The organism is Streptomyces sp. NPDC058812 (assembly GCF_042744565.1).
Lineage (GTDB): Bacteria > Actinomycetota > Actinomycetes > Streptomycetales > Streptomycetaceae > Streptomyces > Streptomyces thinghirensis.
This window is the reverse complement of sequence record NZ_JBHYOB010000032.1, coordinates 1-15,928: the sequence shown is the minus strand read 5'-3', so window position 1 is coordinate 15,928 and position 15,928 is coordinate 1. Positions and strand designations below refer to the sequence as shown.

Below are 15,928 nucleotides of genomic sequence, written 5' to 3'. Positions count from 1 at the left end.
GGGGCCTACTGCTGTGGCGGCGGGGGAGGCGTCTGCCCCGGCTGCGGATATCCGTAACCGGGCTGCGGGTACGGCTGCTGCCCCGGCTGTTGCGGGTAGGGCTGCCCGGGCTGGTGCGGGTAGGGCTGTCCCGGCTGGGGCTGTGCGGGCTGCTGTCCGGGCATGGGCTGACCCGGCATCGGCGGTGCGGCCACCGGCGGCGGGTTGCCGTTGGACGTCCACAGGCCGTGCGACTGCTGGTGGCGGACGAAGTCCTCGGCGACCATCGCCGAGAGGTTGAAGTACGCCTCCCGCACCTTCGGCCGCATCATGTCGAGGTCGACCTCGGCACCGGCGGCCAGATGCTCGTCGAACGGCACCACGACGACGCCCCGGCACCGGGTCTGGAAGTGGCCGACGATGTCGTCGACCTTGATCATCTTGCCGGTCTCGCGGACCCCCGAGATGACGGTGATGGACCGGGAGACGAGGTCCGCGTACCCGTGCGCGGACAGCCAGTCCAGCGTCGTACTGGCGCTGCTCGCCCCGTCCACGGACGGCGTCGAGATGATGATCAGCTGGTCGGCGAGGTCGAGCACACCGCGCATGGCGCTGTAGAGGAGACCGGTGCCCGAGTCGGTCAGGATGATCGGGTACTGCTTGCCCAGCACGTCGATCGCGCGCCGGTAGTCCTCGTCGTTGAAGGTCGTGGACACGGCCGGGTCGACGTCGTTGGCGATGATCTCCAGCCCGGACGAGGCCTGGGAGGTGAACCGCCGGATGTCCATGTACGAGTTGAGGTACGGGATCGCCTGCACGAGGTCACGGATGGTGGCCCCGGTCTCCCGGCGCACCCGGCGGCCGAGCGTACCGGCGTCCGGGTTGGCGTCGATCGCGAGGATCTTGTCCTGCCGCTCGGTGGCGAGCGTGGAGCCGAGGGCGGTGGTGGTGGTCGTCTTGCCGACGCCGCCCTTGAGGCTGATGACGGCGATGCGGTAGCAGGAGAGCACGGGCGTGCGGATCAGCTCCAGCTTCCGCTGCCGCTCGGCCTCCTCCTTCTTCCCGCCCAGCTTGAACCGCGAACCGCCGGCTGCCGGGCGGCTGCTCTTCGCCTTCTGCTTCTTGTTGTTGAGCAGCCGGTCGGACGACAGCTCCACGGCGGCCGTGTAACCGAGCGGCGCGGCACCCGGGTTGGTGGGCTGGCGCTGGTCGTGCTGCATGGGCTGCGGCCAGGCGGCACCGAGACGGGGGTCGACGGGATGCTGCTGTTGAGGCTGGTGAGGCGCCTGGGCCTGGGCCTGCTGAGGTTGCTGGGGCTGGTCCGGCTGACCTGATTGACCGGGCTGACCGGGCTGACCGGGCTGCATCGGCTGGGGGGCGGGGGGCGCGGCGTGGTACGGCTGCTGGGCAGACGGGACCGGCGCAGTCTGGGGGGCCTGCCCCGGCTGGGCGGCCATCGGCTGGGCCTGCGGATCGCGCGGGGCGAAGCCCTGCTGAGCGGCCGGCGGTGCGGTCGGCGGGGTCCGCGCGTCACCCTGCGGCTGCGGCTGCCCCTGCTGCGGTACACCGGGGTGCGGCTGCTGCTCCGGCGACTGCCCGTGCGGCGCGGGCGCCTGCGGGAAGCCGTAACCACCGGGCTGGGCCGGGGGGGAGGGCTGCGGAGCCGGCGCACCGGGCTGAGGGAACCCGTAGCCGGCAGCGCTGGGCGCGGGAGCGCCGCCAGGCTGCTGGACCGGAGGCTGCTGGGCCGCCGGAGGCGTGGCGCCCGGCTGCGGGAAGCCGTAGCCGGCCTGCGGAGCGGGCTGCGCGGGCGCCTGGTTCGGCGGCATCGGCGCGGCGGCCGGCTGCGGGTTCCACGCAGCGGGCGCGGGCTGCGGAGCCTGCGGCTGGAACGGGGGCTGCTGGGCCGGTACGCCCGGCTGCTCCGGAGCGGCGGGGGCCGGCTGCGGCTCTGCGGGCCACTGATGCGCCGGGGCGGGTGCGACGGGAGGGTACGACGGGGGCAGGGGCGGCACTCCGCTCTGCGCCACGGGCGGTGCGTCGGCCGGAACGGCGTCCTCCGGGGCGCTGTCCGCGGGTGCGTCGGCCGGAACGGCGTCCATGGGCTCCGCAACAGGCGACACCGCCTCCGCCGGGGGCTGGGCGTCCCGAGGGTGGGGCACCGCGTCCTCGGGCTCGTCCTCGGCCGGGGTGCTGTCCTCGGGGGCGGGCTCGGCCACCGGAGCGGGAGCGGGCGGGGCGGCCGACACGGGTTCATCGTCCTGAGCCGGACCGGCGAGGCGGGCCTCGTCCACGTCGTCGGCCAGGTCGGACCCGTCGACCGCGGGCGTACGGACCTCGTCCGTCTCCTTGTCCCGCTCACCGTCGTCGGCGAGTTCGGGACCGCCGCCTGCGACTGCGGAACCGCCGACGCTCTCGGGCTCCACGGCGTCGTTCGTCACGGCGTCGTCCGCCACGGGGGAGGGCTCGTCCGGCGACGCCTCACCGGTCTCGTCGGGAACGATCACCGCGTCGTCCGCTGCGGTGACTTCGGGCCCGTCGACCGCAGGCTCCGGACGCTCGTCCTGCCCGGTGCCATCCGCCGCGGCACGCTCGGCGATCTCCCGCTGCAGGGCGACGGCGGAGAAGCGCATGGTGGCGCCGCTCTCCAGGTCACCGTTGTCCGGCTCGGACTCGGGCTCCGGCTCGGGCTCTGGCTCTGCCTTCGGCTCCTCGGCCGGCGGGGGAGCGGGCGCCTGAAGCTGGAACCCGCCGGCCGGAAACGCCGGTACGGCCGTGGGAGAAGCGGGATCCGCGGCGGGCGCCGGGGTGGCCACGGCCTCCGGCTCGGCTCGCACCTGCGGTTCAAGCTCGGGCTCGGGATCGGTCTCGCTCTCGGCCTCGGGTTCCGGCCGCGCCTGCGGCTGCTGCGGCTCGAACCCGCTCCCGACCGGCAGCCTGGGCACCCCGGCCGGTCCCGCGGTCGGCGACGCGGGCGGAGTGAAAGGCGCCCCCGGACCCGGCGGCGGAGGCGGCGTGAACGCGGCCCCCGGAGCAGGTGGCGGAGGCGGCGTGAAGGGCGCCCCCGGGGCCGGGGCCGGAATGGAGGAGGAGCCGTTGGCCGGAGCCGCGTGCGGCGGCGGAGTCAGCCCCGGCAGCGGCGGAACCGGCCCACGTGGAGCGGGTGGAGCGGGTGGAGCGGGCGGAGTGGACGGAGCAGAAGGAGCAGAAGGAGCGGACGAGGCGGCGGCGGAGGAGAACCCGGCGTTCGAGCCCGCCCCTTGGCCCTGACTCTGGTCCTGGCCCTGGCCCTGGTTCTGCCCTTGCCCCTGCCTCGAGTCACTCGACGCGTTCTGCGTGTACCAGGCGGGCGGAGCGTAGTCGATGGTGAACTCGCCCGTCGTCTCGATTGCGGACTCCGCGTCGGGTTGGTCATCGCCGGGTGTAGCCCAGCCCCCGCGGATCCCGTCCCGATCGCTGCTCACAGTTCCTCCTGGTGTGGTCGAGCACCCTCATGCCGTGCTGGGGCGACCGTTTTTGTCGTCCGACGTTGTCCGAATGAAACGAGGTCGTCCGATCGTCGGCCCTCCCCGTACGACGCCGACGCCCGGTCCACGGGTTCTGGCGTCGCGCCGGGACCCAGCCTAATCACCACACGCCCCACCCCGGCAGCCCCGTCCTCACCTCAGCGTCTGCCCATTGCGTCACAGCCTGCCCTGAAGTGCCGTACCTCGTTTCCGAATCCGTGCATGCGCCACACCACATCCATGAACAAGTCGGACAGAACCGCACCGGAAACGCGGCCGGAGCCGACGGTGCCGGACCCGGCCGTGACCACGGGCGTTCAAGGCCCGGCATGGTGAGGGCGCTTGTCGTCATCCCATCGCGGGAACCCCCAGGACCAGGAAGAGGACCCACGCGTGAGCTTCGGCCCGCCCCCTGCGATCTGCTCGCCGTCGTCGTCGCCGCGGCGCTGAGCACCGGCGGTTGGCTGCTGTGGGGCGGCGGGGGCGAGAACGGCACACCGTCGGACAAACCGCGAGCCGCGGACGGGCAGGGCCCTCTCGGCGTCCGGGAGACGGTCGAGAAGCAACCCGCAGGCACCGTGGGCGAGATGGCCTTCCGGTTCTCCGTGGACGACATGGCCCGGCATCGCGCCCGGCGAGGAGGAGCGGCGGTTCGGACTCGACGGCCCGATCTGCGGCTGCACGCGCCATGTGGCGGGCGGCCACCGCACCGCCGTCCTCTTTCCGCGCGAACGACCGGGAAGATGACGCCTTCTGTAACCAGGTCGCCTTCGTCGACCTCGACAGCGGCCGACTCCTCTAGGAGGACCGCTTCTCCTATCCCATGGCCGGTCCCGGCCCGGGACCGGCCCAGCGTGACGCTGTCGCACGACACGGTCGCCGTCACGTGGGGCGGTGGCACCGCCGGGTACGACAAAGGGCATCCGTGACCTCAGCGTGCCCTCATCCGAGCCGGCCGTCCTCGCCGTCGCCGGCGGCGACACCGAGATCACCGACCCGCTGTCCCTCGACGACAAGGGCCGCCACCGCGCCACGATCAGTCTCCGCAACCGCGCGTACGTCGCCGACTGCGCCTGCACCGACTCCCTCGTCATCGACGACTGTCCGACCATCGCCGTCGGTGCGGGCCAGGTCTTCGTCCGCAGCAAGGACACAGGTGGAGAACGCGCTGGCCGCTGACGCTCTCGAACGAGAACGACATCGTCGTCCAGGACGGAAGGATCTTCTTCGGCGCATAGTCCGCGAACGGCCCGTCCGGGGACAAGAAGAAGCAGTGGGCCTACCTGGTCCTGGGAATCGGAAGCGGCGCGGCGGAGAGGCCCTGACGGTCCCCGACCCCGTTCCCCTTCCCCGCCCCCGGGTCACTCCGCCCGGGCGACCCCGTCCTCGGGCGCCGGCTCCAGGTCGAACTCGCCGTCCCGGGCACCGAGCACGAACGCCCGCCACTCCGCCTCCGTGTACCGCAGCACGGTGTCCGGGTCGAGCGACGACCGCATCGCCACGGCGCCTTCGGGGAGGTAGGCGATCTCGACCCGTTCCTCGTGCTCCTCGGTGCCCGGCGCGCTGTGCCACTCGACGCCGGAGATGTCGAGGGAATAGAGCTCGTCCCGCTCCCGTTCCTTGCGCGCCTTGAGTTCGAGGTTCTCGGCATCGGCCATCGCGGCTCGGTCCTTCCTGTCCTGCGGTCGGCTGTGCGGCTACCCTAGTGGCCGCGATTCTCCTGGTCAGCGGTTTGTTCATGTCCGTGCCCGTGGGAGTGAGGCCCCGCTCCTCGACCCCTGAGAGGGGCCGTCCTTCCAGGCTGGTACGCTGTGTGACGGCCGTTTGTGTACGCGCCTCCAGAGCCAGAGCCCTGGAGGACGCGCCCAGCGGACCTTCGCCTTCCGAGTCACGGAAGATCCCCCGAGACGTAGACCGGGGGCACTCGGTGGGCACTCACAGACCAAGAGGAGTACGCGTGTCGCTCGACGCCGCAGTGAAGAAGCAGATCATCACCGAGTTCGGTACCAAGGAGGGCGACACCGGCTCCCCCGAGGTCCAGGTCGCTCTGCTGTCCCGTCGGATCTCCGACCTGACCGAGCACCTCAAGACCCACAAGCACGACCACCACTCCCGTCGTGGTCTGCTGATCCTGGTCGGCCAGCGCCGCCGGCTGCTGCAGTACCTCGCCAAGAAGGACATCCAGCGCTTCCGTGCGCTGGTCGAGCGCCTCGGCATCCGCCGCGGTGCGGCGGGCGCCAAGTAAGACACCGTGAAGGGAGCGGTTCCCACCTTTAGGGGGCCGCTCCCTTTGCTGTACGTGCGCTCTGTCGCCGCCGCTTTGTAGTGTGGTAGCAGAAGACAAGACGCACGACGAACACGACGTACGACACGACGAACGAAAACGAGGAGAAGCGCGCCTAGCCGCCGCCGGTCCTCGGTAGTGGCCCCCGGGGGCAGAACCCCGGGTGCTTCGATCGAAGACCGGCCCGCATTGCACGGAGCGCTTCTCCACCACCGTCCCCCCGCCACACGGGCGAGGAGGGACGAAAGACGACAAGTAACGGAGAAAATGCTAGTGGAGAACGAGACCCACTACGCCGAGGCCGTCATCGACAACGGCGCGTTCGGCACCCGCACCATCCGCTTCGAGACGGGCCGGCTGGCCAGGCAGGCCGCCGGTTCCGCCGTGGCGTACCTGGACGACGACACCATGGTGCTGTCGGCCACCAGCGCCTCCAAGAACCCCAAGGACCAGCTCGACTTCTTCCCCCTCACGGTGGACGTCGAGGAGCGGATGTACGCCGCCGGCAAGATCCCCGGCAGCTTCTTCCGCCGTGAGGGCCGGCCGTCCGAGGACGCCATCCTCACCTGCCGCCTGATCGACCGCCCGCTGCGCCCGTCCTTCAAGAAGGGCCTGCGCAACGAGATCCAGGTCGTCGCCACGATCATGGCCCTCAACCCCGACCACCTGTACGACGTCGTGGCGATCAACGCCGCCTCCGCGTCCACGCAGCTGGCCGGCCTGCCCTTCTCCGGCCCGATCGGCGGCGTCCGCGTCGCGCTGATCCGCGGCCAGTGGGTGGCCTTCCCGACGCACACCGAGCTCGAGGACGCCGTCTTCGACATGGTCGTCGCGGGCCGCGCCCTGGAGGACGGCGACGTCGCGATCATGATGGTCGAGGCCGAGGCCACCGAGAAGACCGTCAAGCTGGTCGAGGGCGGCGCCGAGGCGCCCACCGAGGAGGTCGTCGCCGCCGGTCTGGACGCCGCGAAGCCCTTCATCAAGGTGCTGTGCCGCGCCCAGGCCGACCTCGCCGCGAAGGCCGCCAAGCCGACCGGTGAGTTCCCGGTCTTCCTGGACTACCAGGACGACATCCTGGAGGCGCTCAGCGCCGCCGTCCGCCCCGAGCTCAGCCAGGCGCTCACCATCGCCGGCAAGCAGGAGCGCGAGGCCGAGCTGGACCGCGTCAAGGCGCTCGCCGCCGAGAAGCTCCTGCCGGAGTTCGAGGGCCGCGAGAAGGAGATCTCCGCCGCGTACCGCTCGCTGACCAAGTCCCTGGTCCGTGAGCGCGTCATCAAGGAGAAGAAGCGCATCGACGGCCGCGGTGTCACCGACATCCGCACCCTGGCCGCCGAGGTCGAGGCCATCCCGCGCGTGCACGGTTCCGCGCTGTTCGAGCGTGGCGAGACCCAGATCCTGGGCGTCACCACCCTCAACATGCTCCGCATGGAGCAGCAGCTGGACACCCTCTCCCCGGTGACCCGCAAGCGCTACATGCACAACTACAACTTCCCGCCGTACTCCGTCGGCGAGACCGGCCGCGTCGGCTCCCCGAAGCGCCGCGAGATCGGCCACGGCGCGCTCGCCGAGCGCGCCATCGTGCCGGTGCTGCCGACGCGCGAGGAGTTCCCGTACGCGATCCGTCAGGTGTCCGAGGCCCTCGGTTCCAACGGCTCGACGTCCATGGGCTCGGTCTGCGCCTCCACCATGTCGCTGCTGAACGCCGGTGTGCCGCTGAAGGCCCCCGTCGCCGGTATCGCCATGGGCCTGATCTCCCAGGAGATCAACGGCGAGACGCACTACGTCGCCCTCACCGACATCCTCGGTGCGGAGGACGCCTTCGGCGACATGGACTTCAAGGTCGCCGGCACCAAGGAGTTCGTGACCGCCCTCCAGCTCGACACCAAGCTGGACGGCATCCCCGCCTCCGTCCTGGCCGCCGCCCTCAAGCAGGCCCGTGACGCCCGCCTCCACATCCTCGACGTGATGATGGAAGCGATCGACACGCCGGACGAGATGTCCCCGAACGCGCCGCGGATCATCACCGTGAAGATCCCCGTCGACAAGATCGGTGAGGTCATCGGCCCCAAGGGCAAGATGATCAACCAGATCCAGGAGGACACGGGCGCCGACATCACGATCGAGGACGACGGCACCATCTACATCGGTGCCGCCCAGGGCTCGCAGGCCGAGGCCGCCCGCGCCACGATCAACGGCATCGCCAACCCGACCATGCCCGAGGTCGGCGAGCGCTACCTGGGCACCGTCGTGAAGACGACGACCTTCGGCGCGTTCGTCTCCCTGCTGCCCGGCAAGGACGGTCTGCTGCACATCTCGCAGATCCGCAAGCTCGCCGGCGGCAAGCGCGTGGAGAACGTCGAGGACGTCCTCGGTGTGGGCCAGAAGGTCCAGGTCGAGATCGCCGAGATCGACTCCCGCGGCAAGCTCTCCCTGATCCCCGTGACCGAGGACGAAGAGGGCGACGACGAGAAGAAGGACGACGCCGACCAGTGACGTCCCGTAGCTCCAAGGCGACGGCCCGCACCTCCTCGGAGGCGCGGGCCGTCGCCCGTACCCAAACCCTGATCAAGGGCGAGCACGGCATCGGTACGGTCCGCAAGACCACCCTCCCTGGCGGCCTGCGCATCGTCACCGAGACCCTCCCCTCGGTCCGCTCGGCGACCTTCGGCATCTGGGCGCACGTCGGCTCCCGCGACGAGACCCCGGCCCTGAACGGCGCCACCCACTACCTGGAGCACCTGCTCTTCAAGGGCACCGGCAAGCGCAGCGCCCTGGACATCTCCTCCGCCATCGACGCGGTCGGCGGCGAGATGAACGCGTTCACGGCGAAGGAGTACACGTGCTACTACGCACGCGTGCTCGACACCGACCTGCCGCTCGCCATCGACGTGGTCTGCGACATGCTGACCGGCTCGCTCATCCGCGAGGACGACGTGGACGTCGAGCGCGGCGCCATCCTCGAAGAGATCGCGATGACCGAGGACGACGCCGGCGACTGCGTGCACGACCTGTTCGCGCACACCATGTTCGGCGACAACGCCCTCGGCCGCCCCGTCCTCGGCACGGTCGACACGGTCAACGCCCTCACCGCCGACCGCATCCGCCGCTTCTACAAGAAGCACTACGACCCCACGCACCTGGTGGTCGCCGCGGCCGGCAACGTCGACCACAACAAGGTCGTACGCCAGGTCCGCGCCGCCTTCGAGAAGGCCGGCGCCTTCCGGGAGCCGGTGGCCGCGCCCATCGCCCCGCGCGACGGGAGGCGCACGATCCGTGCCGCGGGCCGGGTGGAGCTGATCGGCCGCAAGACCGAGCAGGCCCACGTCATCCTCGGCATGCCGGGCCTGGCCCGCACCGACGAGCGCCGCTGGGCGATGGGCGTCCTCAACACCGCCCTCGGCGGCGGCATGTCCTCGCGCCTCTTCCAGGAGGTCCGGGAGAAGCGCGGTCTGGCCTACAGCGTGTACTCGTACACCTCGGGCTTCGCCGACTGCGGCCTCTTCGGCGTCTACGCGGGCTGCCGGCCCTCCCAGGTGCACGACGTGCTGAAGATCTGCCGGGACGAACTCGACCACGTCGCCGAGCACGGCCTCACCGACGACGAGATCGGCCGCGCCGTCGGCCAGCTCCAGGGCTCCACGGTCCTCGGCCTGGAGGACACCGGCGCGCTGATGAACCGTATCGGCAAGAGCGAACTGTGCTGGGGCGAGCAGATGTCCGTCGACGACATGCTGGCCCGGATAGCCTCGGTCACGCCGGACGACGTCCGCGCCGTCGCTCGCGAAGTCCTGGGACGACGGCCCTCGCTGTCGGTCATCGGCCCGCTGAAGGACAAGCAGGCGTCCCGGCTGCACGACGCCGTCGCCTGAACCTCCCGGTAAGGAAGCGAAAAACATGAGCAAGCTGCGCGTGGCCGTCCTCGGTGCCAAGGGCCGGATCGGCTCCGAGGCGGTCCGGGCGGTCGAGGCCGCCGAGGACATGGAGCTGGTCGCCGCCCTCGGGCGGAACGACAGCCTGGACACGCTGGCCGAGACCGGCGCCCAGGTCGCCGTCGAGCTGACCACCCCCGCCTCGGTGATGGACAACCTCGACTACTGCGTACGCCACGGCATCCACGCCGTCGTCGGCACCACCGGCTGGACCGACGAGCGCCTCGCACAGCTGAACACCTGGCTCGACAACTCCCCGGAGACGGGCGTGCTCATCGCGCCCAACTTCTCCATCGGCGCCGTGCTCACCATGAAGTTCGCGCAGCTCGCCGCCCCGTACTTCGAGTCCGTCGAGGTCGTCGAGCTGCACCACCCCAACAAGGTCGACGCCCCCAGCGGCACCGCGACCCGCACCGCACAGCTGATCGCCGAGGCCCGGCAGAAGGCAGGCTCCGCTCCGGCGCCCGACGCCACTGCCACCGCCCTGGACGGCGCCCGCGGCGCGAACGTCGACGGCGTCCCGGTCCACGCGATCCGCCTGCGCGGCCTGCTGGCCCACCAGGAGGTCCTGCTGGGCGGCGAGGGCGAGACCCTCACCGTCCGGCACGACTCCCTGCACCACAGCAGCTTCATGCCGGGCATCCTGCTGGGCGCCCGCCGGGTGGTGACCACCCCGGGCCTTACCTTCGGCCTGGAACACTTCCTGGACCTGAACTGAGACCTCGTCCCAGACCCGAGCCGAAACCCGAACCGAGACCCGAACCGAGACTCAAACTGAGACCCGAACCGAGCCCCTGACCCTCATGCGCGCGAAAATCTCCTACGTCATCACGGCCGCCGTCCTGGTCTTCTACTTCGCCCTGGTCGGCAGCCGCGGTGTGATGCTCATCGGCACCGGCACGGTCCTCACCGTGACCTTCGGCGTCGCGGTGCTGATCCTGCCGGTGATCGGCCTGTGGTTCCTCTGGAAGAACACCCAGTTCGTCCGCAAGGCCAACCAGCTCGCCGCCGAGCTCGACGCCGAGGGCGGACTGCCCGTCGACGACCTGAAGCGCACCCCGAGCGGCCGCGTCGACCGGGACTCGGCCGACGAGGTCTTCGCCCTGCGCAAGGCCGAGACGGAGGACGCCCCCGGCGACTGGCGCAGCTGGTTCCGCCTCGCCGTCGCCTACCACGACGCCCGCGACACTCCGCGCGCCCGCAAGGCGATGCAGCGGGCGATCGCCCTGCACGACGGCAAGCACGTCGAGGCTGCCTGAGCAGACCGAAACGCCGGGGCCCGGACCGCACTGCGGTTCGGGCCCCGGCGTCTGTCGTCGGAGCTCAGCCTCGCCGGTACTCGGCGGCCCACGCCTCCACGGCGTCGGCCGCCCGGTCGAAGGCGTCCTCCCGTCCGAGGAAGTCGGCGTTGTGCGTGCTCAGCAGCGGAGGCGAGGTCTCCGCGGACCGGCCCTGCCGGACGAGGAGCAGCGCCTGCCCCTGCACCGTGCGCGGCAGCCCGAGCCAGCGCACCGGCTGCTGCACCGTGCGCACGCTGGAGACCTGCTGCCAGGCCACCGTGCGCGTCCTGAAGAAGCTCACGTGCCGTACCCCGTGCGCGCTCACCCACGCACCCATGCGCAGCAGCCGCAGGGCGCAGGCGATCACGACCACCGCGACGCCGAAGACCACACCGGCGGAGGACAGCGAGTCCGTCGCCGCGATGATGATCGCCGCGAACAGTACGAACGAGGCGAGCAGCAGCATCAGCGCCGCCACCCCCACGCGCCACGGCCCCGGCCGGTAGGGCCGGCGCCAGAGGTCGCGGTCGTCGTACGGCAGCGCGACGTCGTCGTCGGCGTCGAAGGCGCGGTCGGCCGTCAGGAAGGGCAGGGGCACGGCTGGTCCTCACTCGTTCCATGGCATGTGCTGTGCCCGGTGAGGCTACCGACCTGTGTCCCCGGTCACCACCCGCGGGGTCCGGATGGAGTCAGGACCGGCCCGCCGACGCCTCTCAGCGCCGGTCGGACGCCTGTGACGGCTGCTTGTGCGGGGAGGGCTGGTCGGCGGAGAGGGCGGGCATCCCGATCACCAGGGAGCCGACGATCCCGGCGACGACGGTGAGTCCGAGCAACCAGCGCCCGGCCAACTGGCCGAAGGACGCCCGCTCGCGGGGCGGGGGTGTGACATTGCTGCGGAACCTGTCGGCTTCGGCGACGAAGGCGAACGGCACGGGTTCACGCCGGCGGATCATGGAGGCTGCGTCTCCCTTCAGGGATGAATGCTTCGCTGTTACTCATACAGACGAACGAACAGCCCCTCAGGTGCCCTCTTTCACCGATTTCATCGCGGCACACCACCGAACGCACCATTCGGCGGGCCGTAGAGTGGCCTCGCCAAGCGACAAGATGGGAAGGCCCTGCACCCGTGACCGACACCCCCGCCGACGATTTCAAGATCGACCTCCGCAGCGACGTCACCGTCGAACTGGTCAAGAGCAGCGCGACCGACTCCGACGTGCTGTTCGCCGCCCGTGTCTCGACCGTCGGGGAGCAGTCCCTGGACGAGCTGAAGAAGGACCCGGAGCGCTCGAAGGGCCTGATCAACTACCTCATGCGGGACCGGCACGGCAGCCCGTTCGAGCACAACTCGATGACCTTCTTCATCAGCGCCCCGATCTTCGTCTTCCGCGAGTTCATGCGGCACCGCGTCGGCTGGTCGTACAACGAGGAGTCGGGCCGCTACCGGGAGCTCCAGCCGGTCTTCTACGTGCCGGGACAGGACCGCAAGCTGGTCCAGCAGGGCCGCCCGGGCAAGTACGTCTTCGTCGAGGGCACCACCGAGCAGCACGAGCTGGTCAGCCGGTCGATGGAGGACTCCTACCGCCAGGCCTACCGCACGTACCAGGAGATGCTCGCCGCCGGCGTCGCCCGCGAGGTGGCCCGCGCGGTGCTCCCCGTCGGCCTGTACTCGTCGATGTACGCGACCTGCAACGCGCGCTCGATGATGCACTTCCTCGGCCTGCGCACCCAGCACGAGCTGGCCAAGGTCCCCTCCTTCCCGCAGCGGGAGATCGAGATGGTCGGCGAGAAGATGGAAGAGGAGTGGGCGCGGCTCATGCCGCTCACCTACGCCGCCTTCAACGCCAACGGTCGCGTGGCGCCGTAACGCGGCCTCGGCGCCCGATCGGGCACAGATGTACGCATCAGCCGTGCGAAGTGTCCGTATTGCGGCGTTTGGAGAAGTTCATCTAGCCTGATCAAAGGGACCCGGCACTGCTTGAACCCCCGAGCAGGCAGTGCCGGGCTCCACTTCCGGTCCGACCTGCCGCCTCCCCCGAGGGCAGACCCCGCCCTGAGCAACGAGTAGCGTGTAACCCATGGCTCCGACCTCCACTCCGCAGACCCCCTTCGGGCGGGTCCTCACCGCCATGGTCACGCCCTTCGCGGCGGACGGCGCACTCGACCTCGACGGCGCTCAGCGGCTCGCCGCCCACCTGGTGGACGCAGGCAACGACGGCCTGATCATCAACGGCACCACCGGCGAGTCCCCCACCACCAGCGACGCGGAGAAAACGGACCTCGTACGAGCCGTCCTGGAGGCCGTCGGCGACCGGGCACACGTCGTCGCCGGAGTCGGCACGAACAACACCCAGCACAGCATCGAGCTGGCCCGCGCCGCCGAGCGCGTCGGCGCCCACGGCCTCCTGCTCGTCACGCCGTACTACAACAAGCCCCCGCAGGAGGGCCTGTACCAGCACTTCACGGCCATCGCCGACGCCGCCGAGCTGCCGGTCATGCTCTACGACATCCCCGGCCGCAGCGGCGTCCCGATCAACACCGAGACGCTGGTCCGCCTCGCGGAGCACCCGCGGATCGTCGCGAACAAGGACGCCAAGGGCGACCTGGGCCGCGCCAGCTGGGCCATCGCGCGTTCCGGCCTCGCCTGGTACTCCGGCGACGACATGCTGAACCTGCCGCTGCTCTCCGTGGGCGCGGTCGGCTTCGTCTCGGTCGTCGGCCACGTCGTCACGCCCGAACTGCGCGCCATGGTGGACGCGCACGTCGCCGGTGACGTACAGAAGGCACTGGAGATCCACCAGAAGCTGCTCCCGGTCTTCACCGGCATGTTCCGCACCCAGGGCGTCATGACCACCAAGGCCGCGCTCGCCCTCCTGGGCCTGCCCGCCGGACCGCTGCGCGCACCCATGGTCGGCCTCACGCCCGAGGAGACCGAGCAGCTCAAGATCGATCTTGCCGCCGGCGGGGTACAGCTCTGACAACAGACTTCGCACGACCGCGCCACCGCGCGACCGGACTTCACAACTGAATACGCGGGCCACCGGTGCCCGCACCCCACTACGACAACTGCTTCTGCACGAACGTCACGCGCGCCACGTGCCCACCGGTACGTGGCGCGCGTGGTTGAGGAGAGTCTTTTGAGTCATCCGCATCCTGAACTGGGCCGTCCCCCGGCGCTTCCCAAGGGCGGCCTCCGCGTCACGCCCCTCGGCGGCCTCGGCGAGATCGGCCGCAACATGACGGTCTTCGAGTACGGCGGCCGGCTACTGATCGTTGACTGCGGAGTGCTCTTCCCGGAGGAGGAGCAGCCCGGGATCGACCTGATCCTGCCGGACTTCTCGTCCATCCGGGACCGCCTCGACGACATCGAGGGCATCGTCCTCACCCATGGCCACGAGGACCACATCGGCGGCGTCCCGTTCCTCCTTCGCGAGAAGCCGGACATCCCGCTCATCGGCTCCAAGCTGACCCTCGCGCTCATCGAGGCCAAGCTCCAGGAACACCGCATCCGCCCGTACACCCTTGAGGTGGCGGAGGGGCACCGCGAGCGCATCGGCCCCTTCGACTGCGAGTTCGTCGCGGTCAACCACTCCATCCCGGACGCGCTGGCCGTCGCCATCCGCACCCCCGCGGGCATGGCCGTCCACACCGGCGACTTCAAGATGGACCAGCTCCCGCTGGACGGCCGCCTCACGGACCTGCACGCCTTCGCGCGACTGAGCGAGGAGGGCATCGACCTCCTCCTCTCGGACTCGACGAACGCCGAGGTCCCCGGGTTCGTCCCGCCCGAGAAGGACATCTCGAACGTCCTGCGGCAGGTCTTCGCGGGCGCCCGCAAGCGGATCATCGTGGCGAGCTTCGCCAGCCACGTCCACCGCATCCAGCAGATCCTGGACGCGGCGCACGAGTACGGCCGCCGGGTCGCCTTCGTCGGCCGTTCCATGGTCCGCAACATGGGCATCGCCCGGGACCTCGGCTACCTGAAGGTCCCGCCGGGCCTCGTCGTGGACGTCAAGACGCTCGACGACCTGCCGGACAGCGAAGTGGTCCTCGTCTGCACGGGCTCGCAGGGCGAACCGATGGCCGCCCTGTCCCGCATGGCCAACCGCGACCACCAGATCCGCATCGTCAACGGTGACACGGTGATCCTGGCCTCGTCCCTCATCCCGGGCAACGAGAACGCGGTGTACCGCGTGATCAACGGCCTGACCCGCTGGGGCGCGAACGTCGTCCACAAGGGCAACGCCAAGGTCCACGTCTCGGGCCACGCCTCGGCCGGCGAGCTGCTGTACTTCTACAACATCTGCCGCCCCAGGAACCTGATGCCGGTCCACGGCGAATGGCGCCACCTGCGTGCCAACGCCGAACTGGGTGCCCTGACCGGCGTCCCGCACGACCGCATCGTCATCGCCGAGGACGGCGTCGTCGTCGACCTCGTCGAGGGCAAGGCCAAGATCTCCGGCAAGGTCCAGGCGGGATACGTCTACGTCGACGGCCTCTCGGTCGGTGACGTGGGCGAGCCGGCCCTCAAGGACCGCAAGATCCTCGGCGACGAGGGCATCATCTCGGTCTTCGTGGTCATCGACTCGTCCACCGGCAAGATCACCGGCGGCCCGCACGTCCAGGCCCGGGGCTCGGGCATCGAGGACTCGGCGTTCGCCGCGGTGCTCCCCAAGGTCACCGAAGTACTGGAACGCTCGGCCCAGGACGGGGTCGTCGAGCCCCACCAGCTTCAGCAGCTGGTGCGCAGGACCCTCGGCAAGTGGGTCTCGGACACGTACCGACGCCGGCCGATGATCCTCCCTGTGGTCGTGGAGGTCTGACGGCCCGTCGGACCTCCGACAGCGCCAACCTGGAGCGGGGGGGCGCCCGGCATCAAAGGGGGCGCCCCCCCCCAAGCCAGTAAAAATAAAACAAACCCACCCACCCCAAACAAAGAGGTAGATGACA

Annotated in this window: 13 protein-coding genes; 9 read left to right on the top strand and 4 right to left on the bottom strand. The window is 70.5% G+C overall.

Annotated features, from left to right (window positions below; translation table 11 throughout):
• Positions 1–5: 5 nt before the first annotated feature.
• On the bottom strand, positions 6–3,443 hold the full coding sequence (locus ACFW48_RS36825; protein ID WP_386322751.1) for an SCO5717 family growth-regulating ATPase: 3,438 nt from the start codon (positions 3,441–3,443) through the stop codon (positions 6–8).
• A gap of 978 nt (positions 3,444–4,421) precedes the next feature.
• On the opposite strand from ACFW48_RS36825, the gene ACFW48_RS36820 reads away from it, so the two are divergent.
• Complete coding sequence (locus ACFW48_RS36820; protein ID WP_386322749.1) at positions 4,422–4,664, top strand: hypothetical protein; 243 nt, start codon at positions 4,422–4,424, stop codon at positions 4,662–4,664.
• A gap of 182 nt (positions 4,665–4,846) precedes the next feature.
• Here the strand turns inward: ACFW48_RS36820 and ACFW48_RS36815 are convergent, their stop codons facing one another.
• A complete protein-coding gene (locus ACFW48_RS36815) occupies positions 4,847–5,143 on the bottom strand; it encodes a DUF397 domain-containing protein (protein ID WP_386322748.1) in 297 nt (98 codons plus the stop codon).
• A 299-nt stretch (positions 5,144–5,442) separates the two neighbouring features.
• Between ACFW48_RS36815 and rpsO the strand changes: the two genes are divergently transcribed.
• The 5 genes from rpsO to ACFW48_RS36790 all read left to right on the top strand — a co-directional run bounded on the left by rpsO (position 5,443) and on the right by ACFW48_RS36790 (position 10,957).
• Entirely contained in the window at positions 5,443–5,730 is a 288-nt protein-coding gene (gene rpsO / locus ACFW48_RS36810) for a 30S ribosomal protein S15 (protein WP_019330982.1), read from the top strand.
• Positions 5,731–6,042: 312 nt separating this feature from the next.
• Positions 6,043–8,262 carry a polyribonucleotide nucleotidyltransferase gene (locus ACFW48_RS36805; protein WP_386322746.1) on the top strand — a complete coding sequence of 740 codons (2,220 nt, stop codon included), beginning with the start codon at positions 6,043–6,045 and terminating at the stop codon, positions 8,260–8,262.
• Positions 8,259–9,638 carry a M16 family metallopeptidase gene (locus ACFW48_RS36800; protein ID WP_386322744.1) on the top strand — a complete coding sequence of 460 codons (1,380 nt, stop codon included), beginning with the start codon at positions 8,259–8,261 and terminating at the stop codon, positions 9,636–9,638. The genes ACFW48_RS36805 and ACFW48_RS36800 overlap by 4 nt, the downstream gene beginning before the upstream one ends.
• A gap of 25 nt (positions 9,639–9,663) precedes the next feature.
• A complete protein-coding gene (dapB, locus tag ACFW48_RS36795) occupies positions 9,664–10,416 on the top strand; it encodes a 4-hydroxy-tetrahydrodipicolinate reductase (RefSeq protein WP_386322742.1) in 753 nt (250 codons plus the stop codon).
• A gap of 85 nt (positions 10,417–10,501) precedes the next feature.
• On the top strand, positions 10,502–10,957 hold the full coding sequence (locus ACFW48_RS36790) for a hypothetical protein (protein WP_386322740.1): 456 nt from the start codon (positions 10,502–10,504) through the stop codon (positions 10,955–10,957).
• A 64-nt stretch (positions 10,958–11,021) separates the two neighbouring features.
• Here the strand turns inward: ACFW48_RS36790 and ACFW48_RS36785 are convergent, their stop codons facing one another.
• On the bottom strand, positions 11,022–11,576 hold the full coding sequence (locus ACFW48_RS36785; protein ID WP_386322738.1) for a hypothetical protein: 555 nt from the start codon (positions 11,574–11,576) through the stop codon (positions 11,022–11,024).
• A 115-nt stretch (positions 11,577–11,691) separates the two neighbouring features.
• Positions 11,692–11,931: a hypothetical protein gene (locus ACFW48_RS36780; RefSeq protein WP_055421654.1), complete on the bottom strand. Its 240-nt coding sequence runs from the start codon at positions 11,929–11,931 to the stop codon at positions 11,692–11,694.
• 173 nt (positions 11,932–12,104) lie between these two features.
• Here ACFW48_RS36780 and thyX point away from each other — a divergent pair, with 173 nt between their 5' ends.
• The 3 genes from thyX to ACFW48_RS36765 all read left to right on the top strand — a co-directional run bounded on the left by thyX (position 12,105) and on the right by ACFW48_RS36765 (position 15,801).
• Positions 12,105–12,845: an FAD-dependent thymidylate synthase gene (gene thyX, locus ACFW48_RS36775; RefSeq protein ID WP_386322736.1), complete on the top strand. Its 741-nt coding sequence runs from the start codon at positions 12,105–12,107 to the stop codon at positions 12,843–12,845.
• Between the two features lie 211 nt (positions 12,846–13,056).
• The gene (gene dapA / locus ACFW48_RS36770; RefSeq protein WP_310870906.1) at positions 13,057–13,956 is read left to right on the top strand and encodes a 4-hydroxy-tetrahydrodipicolinate synthase; all 900 of its coding nucleotides are present in this window, start codon (positions 13,057–13,059) and stop codon (positions 13,954–13,956) included.
• Between the two features lie 159 nt (positions 13,957–14,115).
• The gene (locus ACFW48_RS36765; protein ID WP_121749484.1) at positions 14,116–15,801 is read left to right on the top strand and encodes a ribonuclease J; all 1,686 of its coding nucleotides are present in this window, start codon (positions 14,116–14,118) and stop codon (positions 15,799–15,801) included.
• Positions 15,802–15,928 lie beyond the last annotated feature (127 nt).

Bases quoted from the DNA above. Each gene is read 5' to 3' on its own strand.
- dapB (WP_386322742.1), top strand. From the start codon at position 9,664: ATGAGCAAGCTGCGCGTGGCCGTCCTCGGTGCCAAGGGCCGGATCGGC.
- ACFW48_RS36815 (WP_386322748.1), bottom strand. From the start codon at position 5,143: ATGGCCGATGCCGAGAACCTCGAACTCAAGGCGCGCAAGGAACGGGAG.
- dapA (WP_310870906.1), top strand. From the start codon at position 13,057: ATGGCTCCGACCTCCACTCCGCAGACCCCCTTCGGGCGGGTCCTCACC.
- ACFW48_RS36790 (WP_386322740.1), top strand. From the start codon at position 10,502: ATGCGCGCGAAAATCTCCTACGTCATCACGGCCGCCGTCCTGGTCTTC.
- ACFW48_RS36780 (WP_055421654.1), bottom strand. From the start codon at position 11,931: ATGATCCGCCGGCGTGAACCCGTGCCGTTCGCCTTCGTCGCCGAAGCC.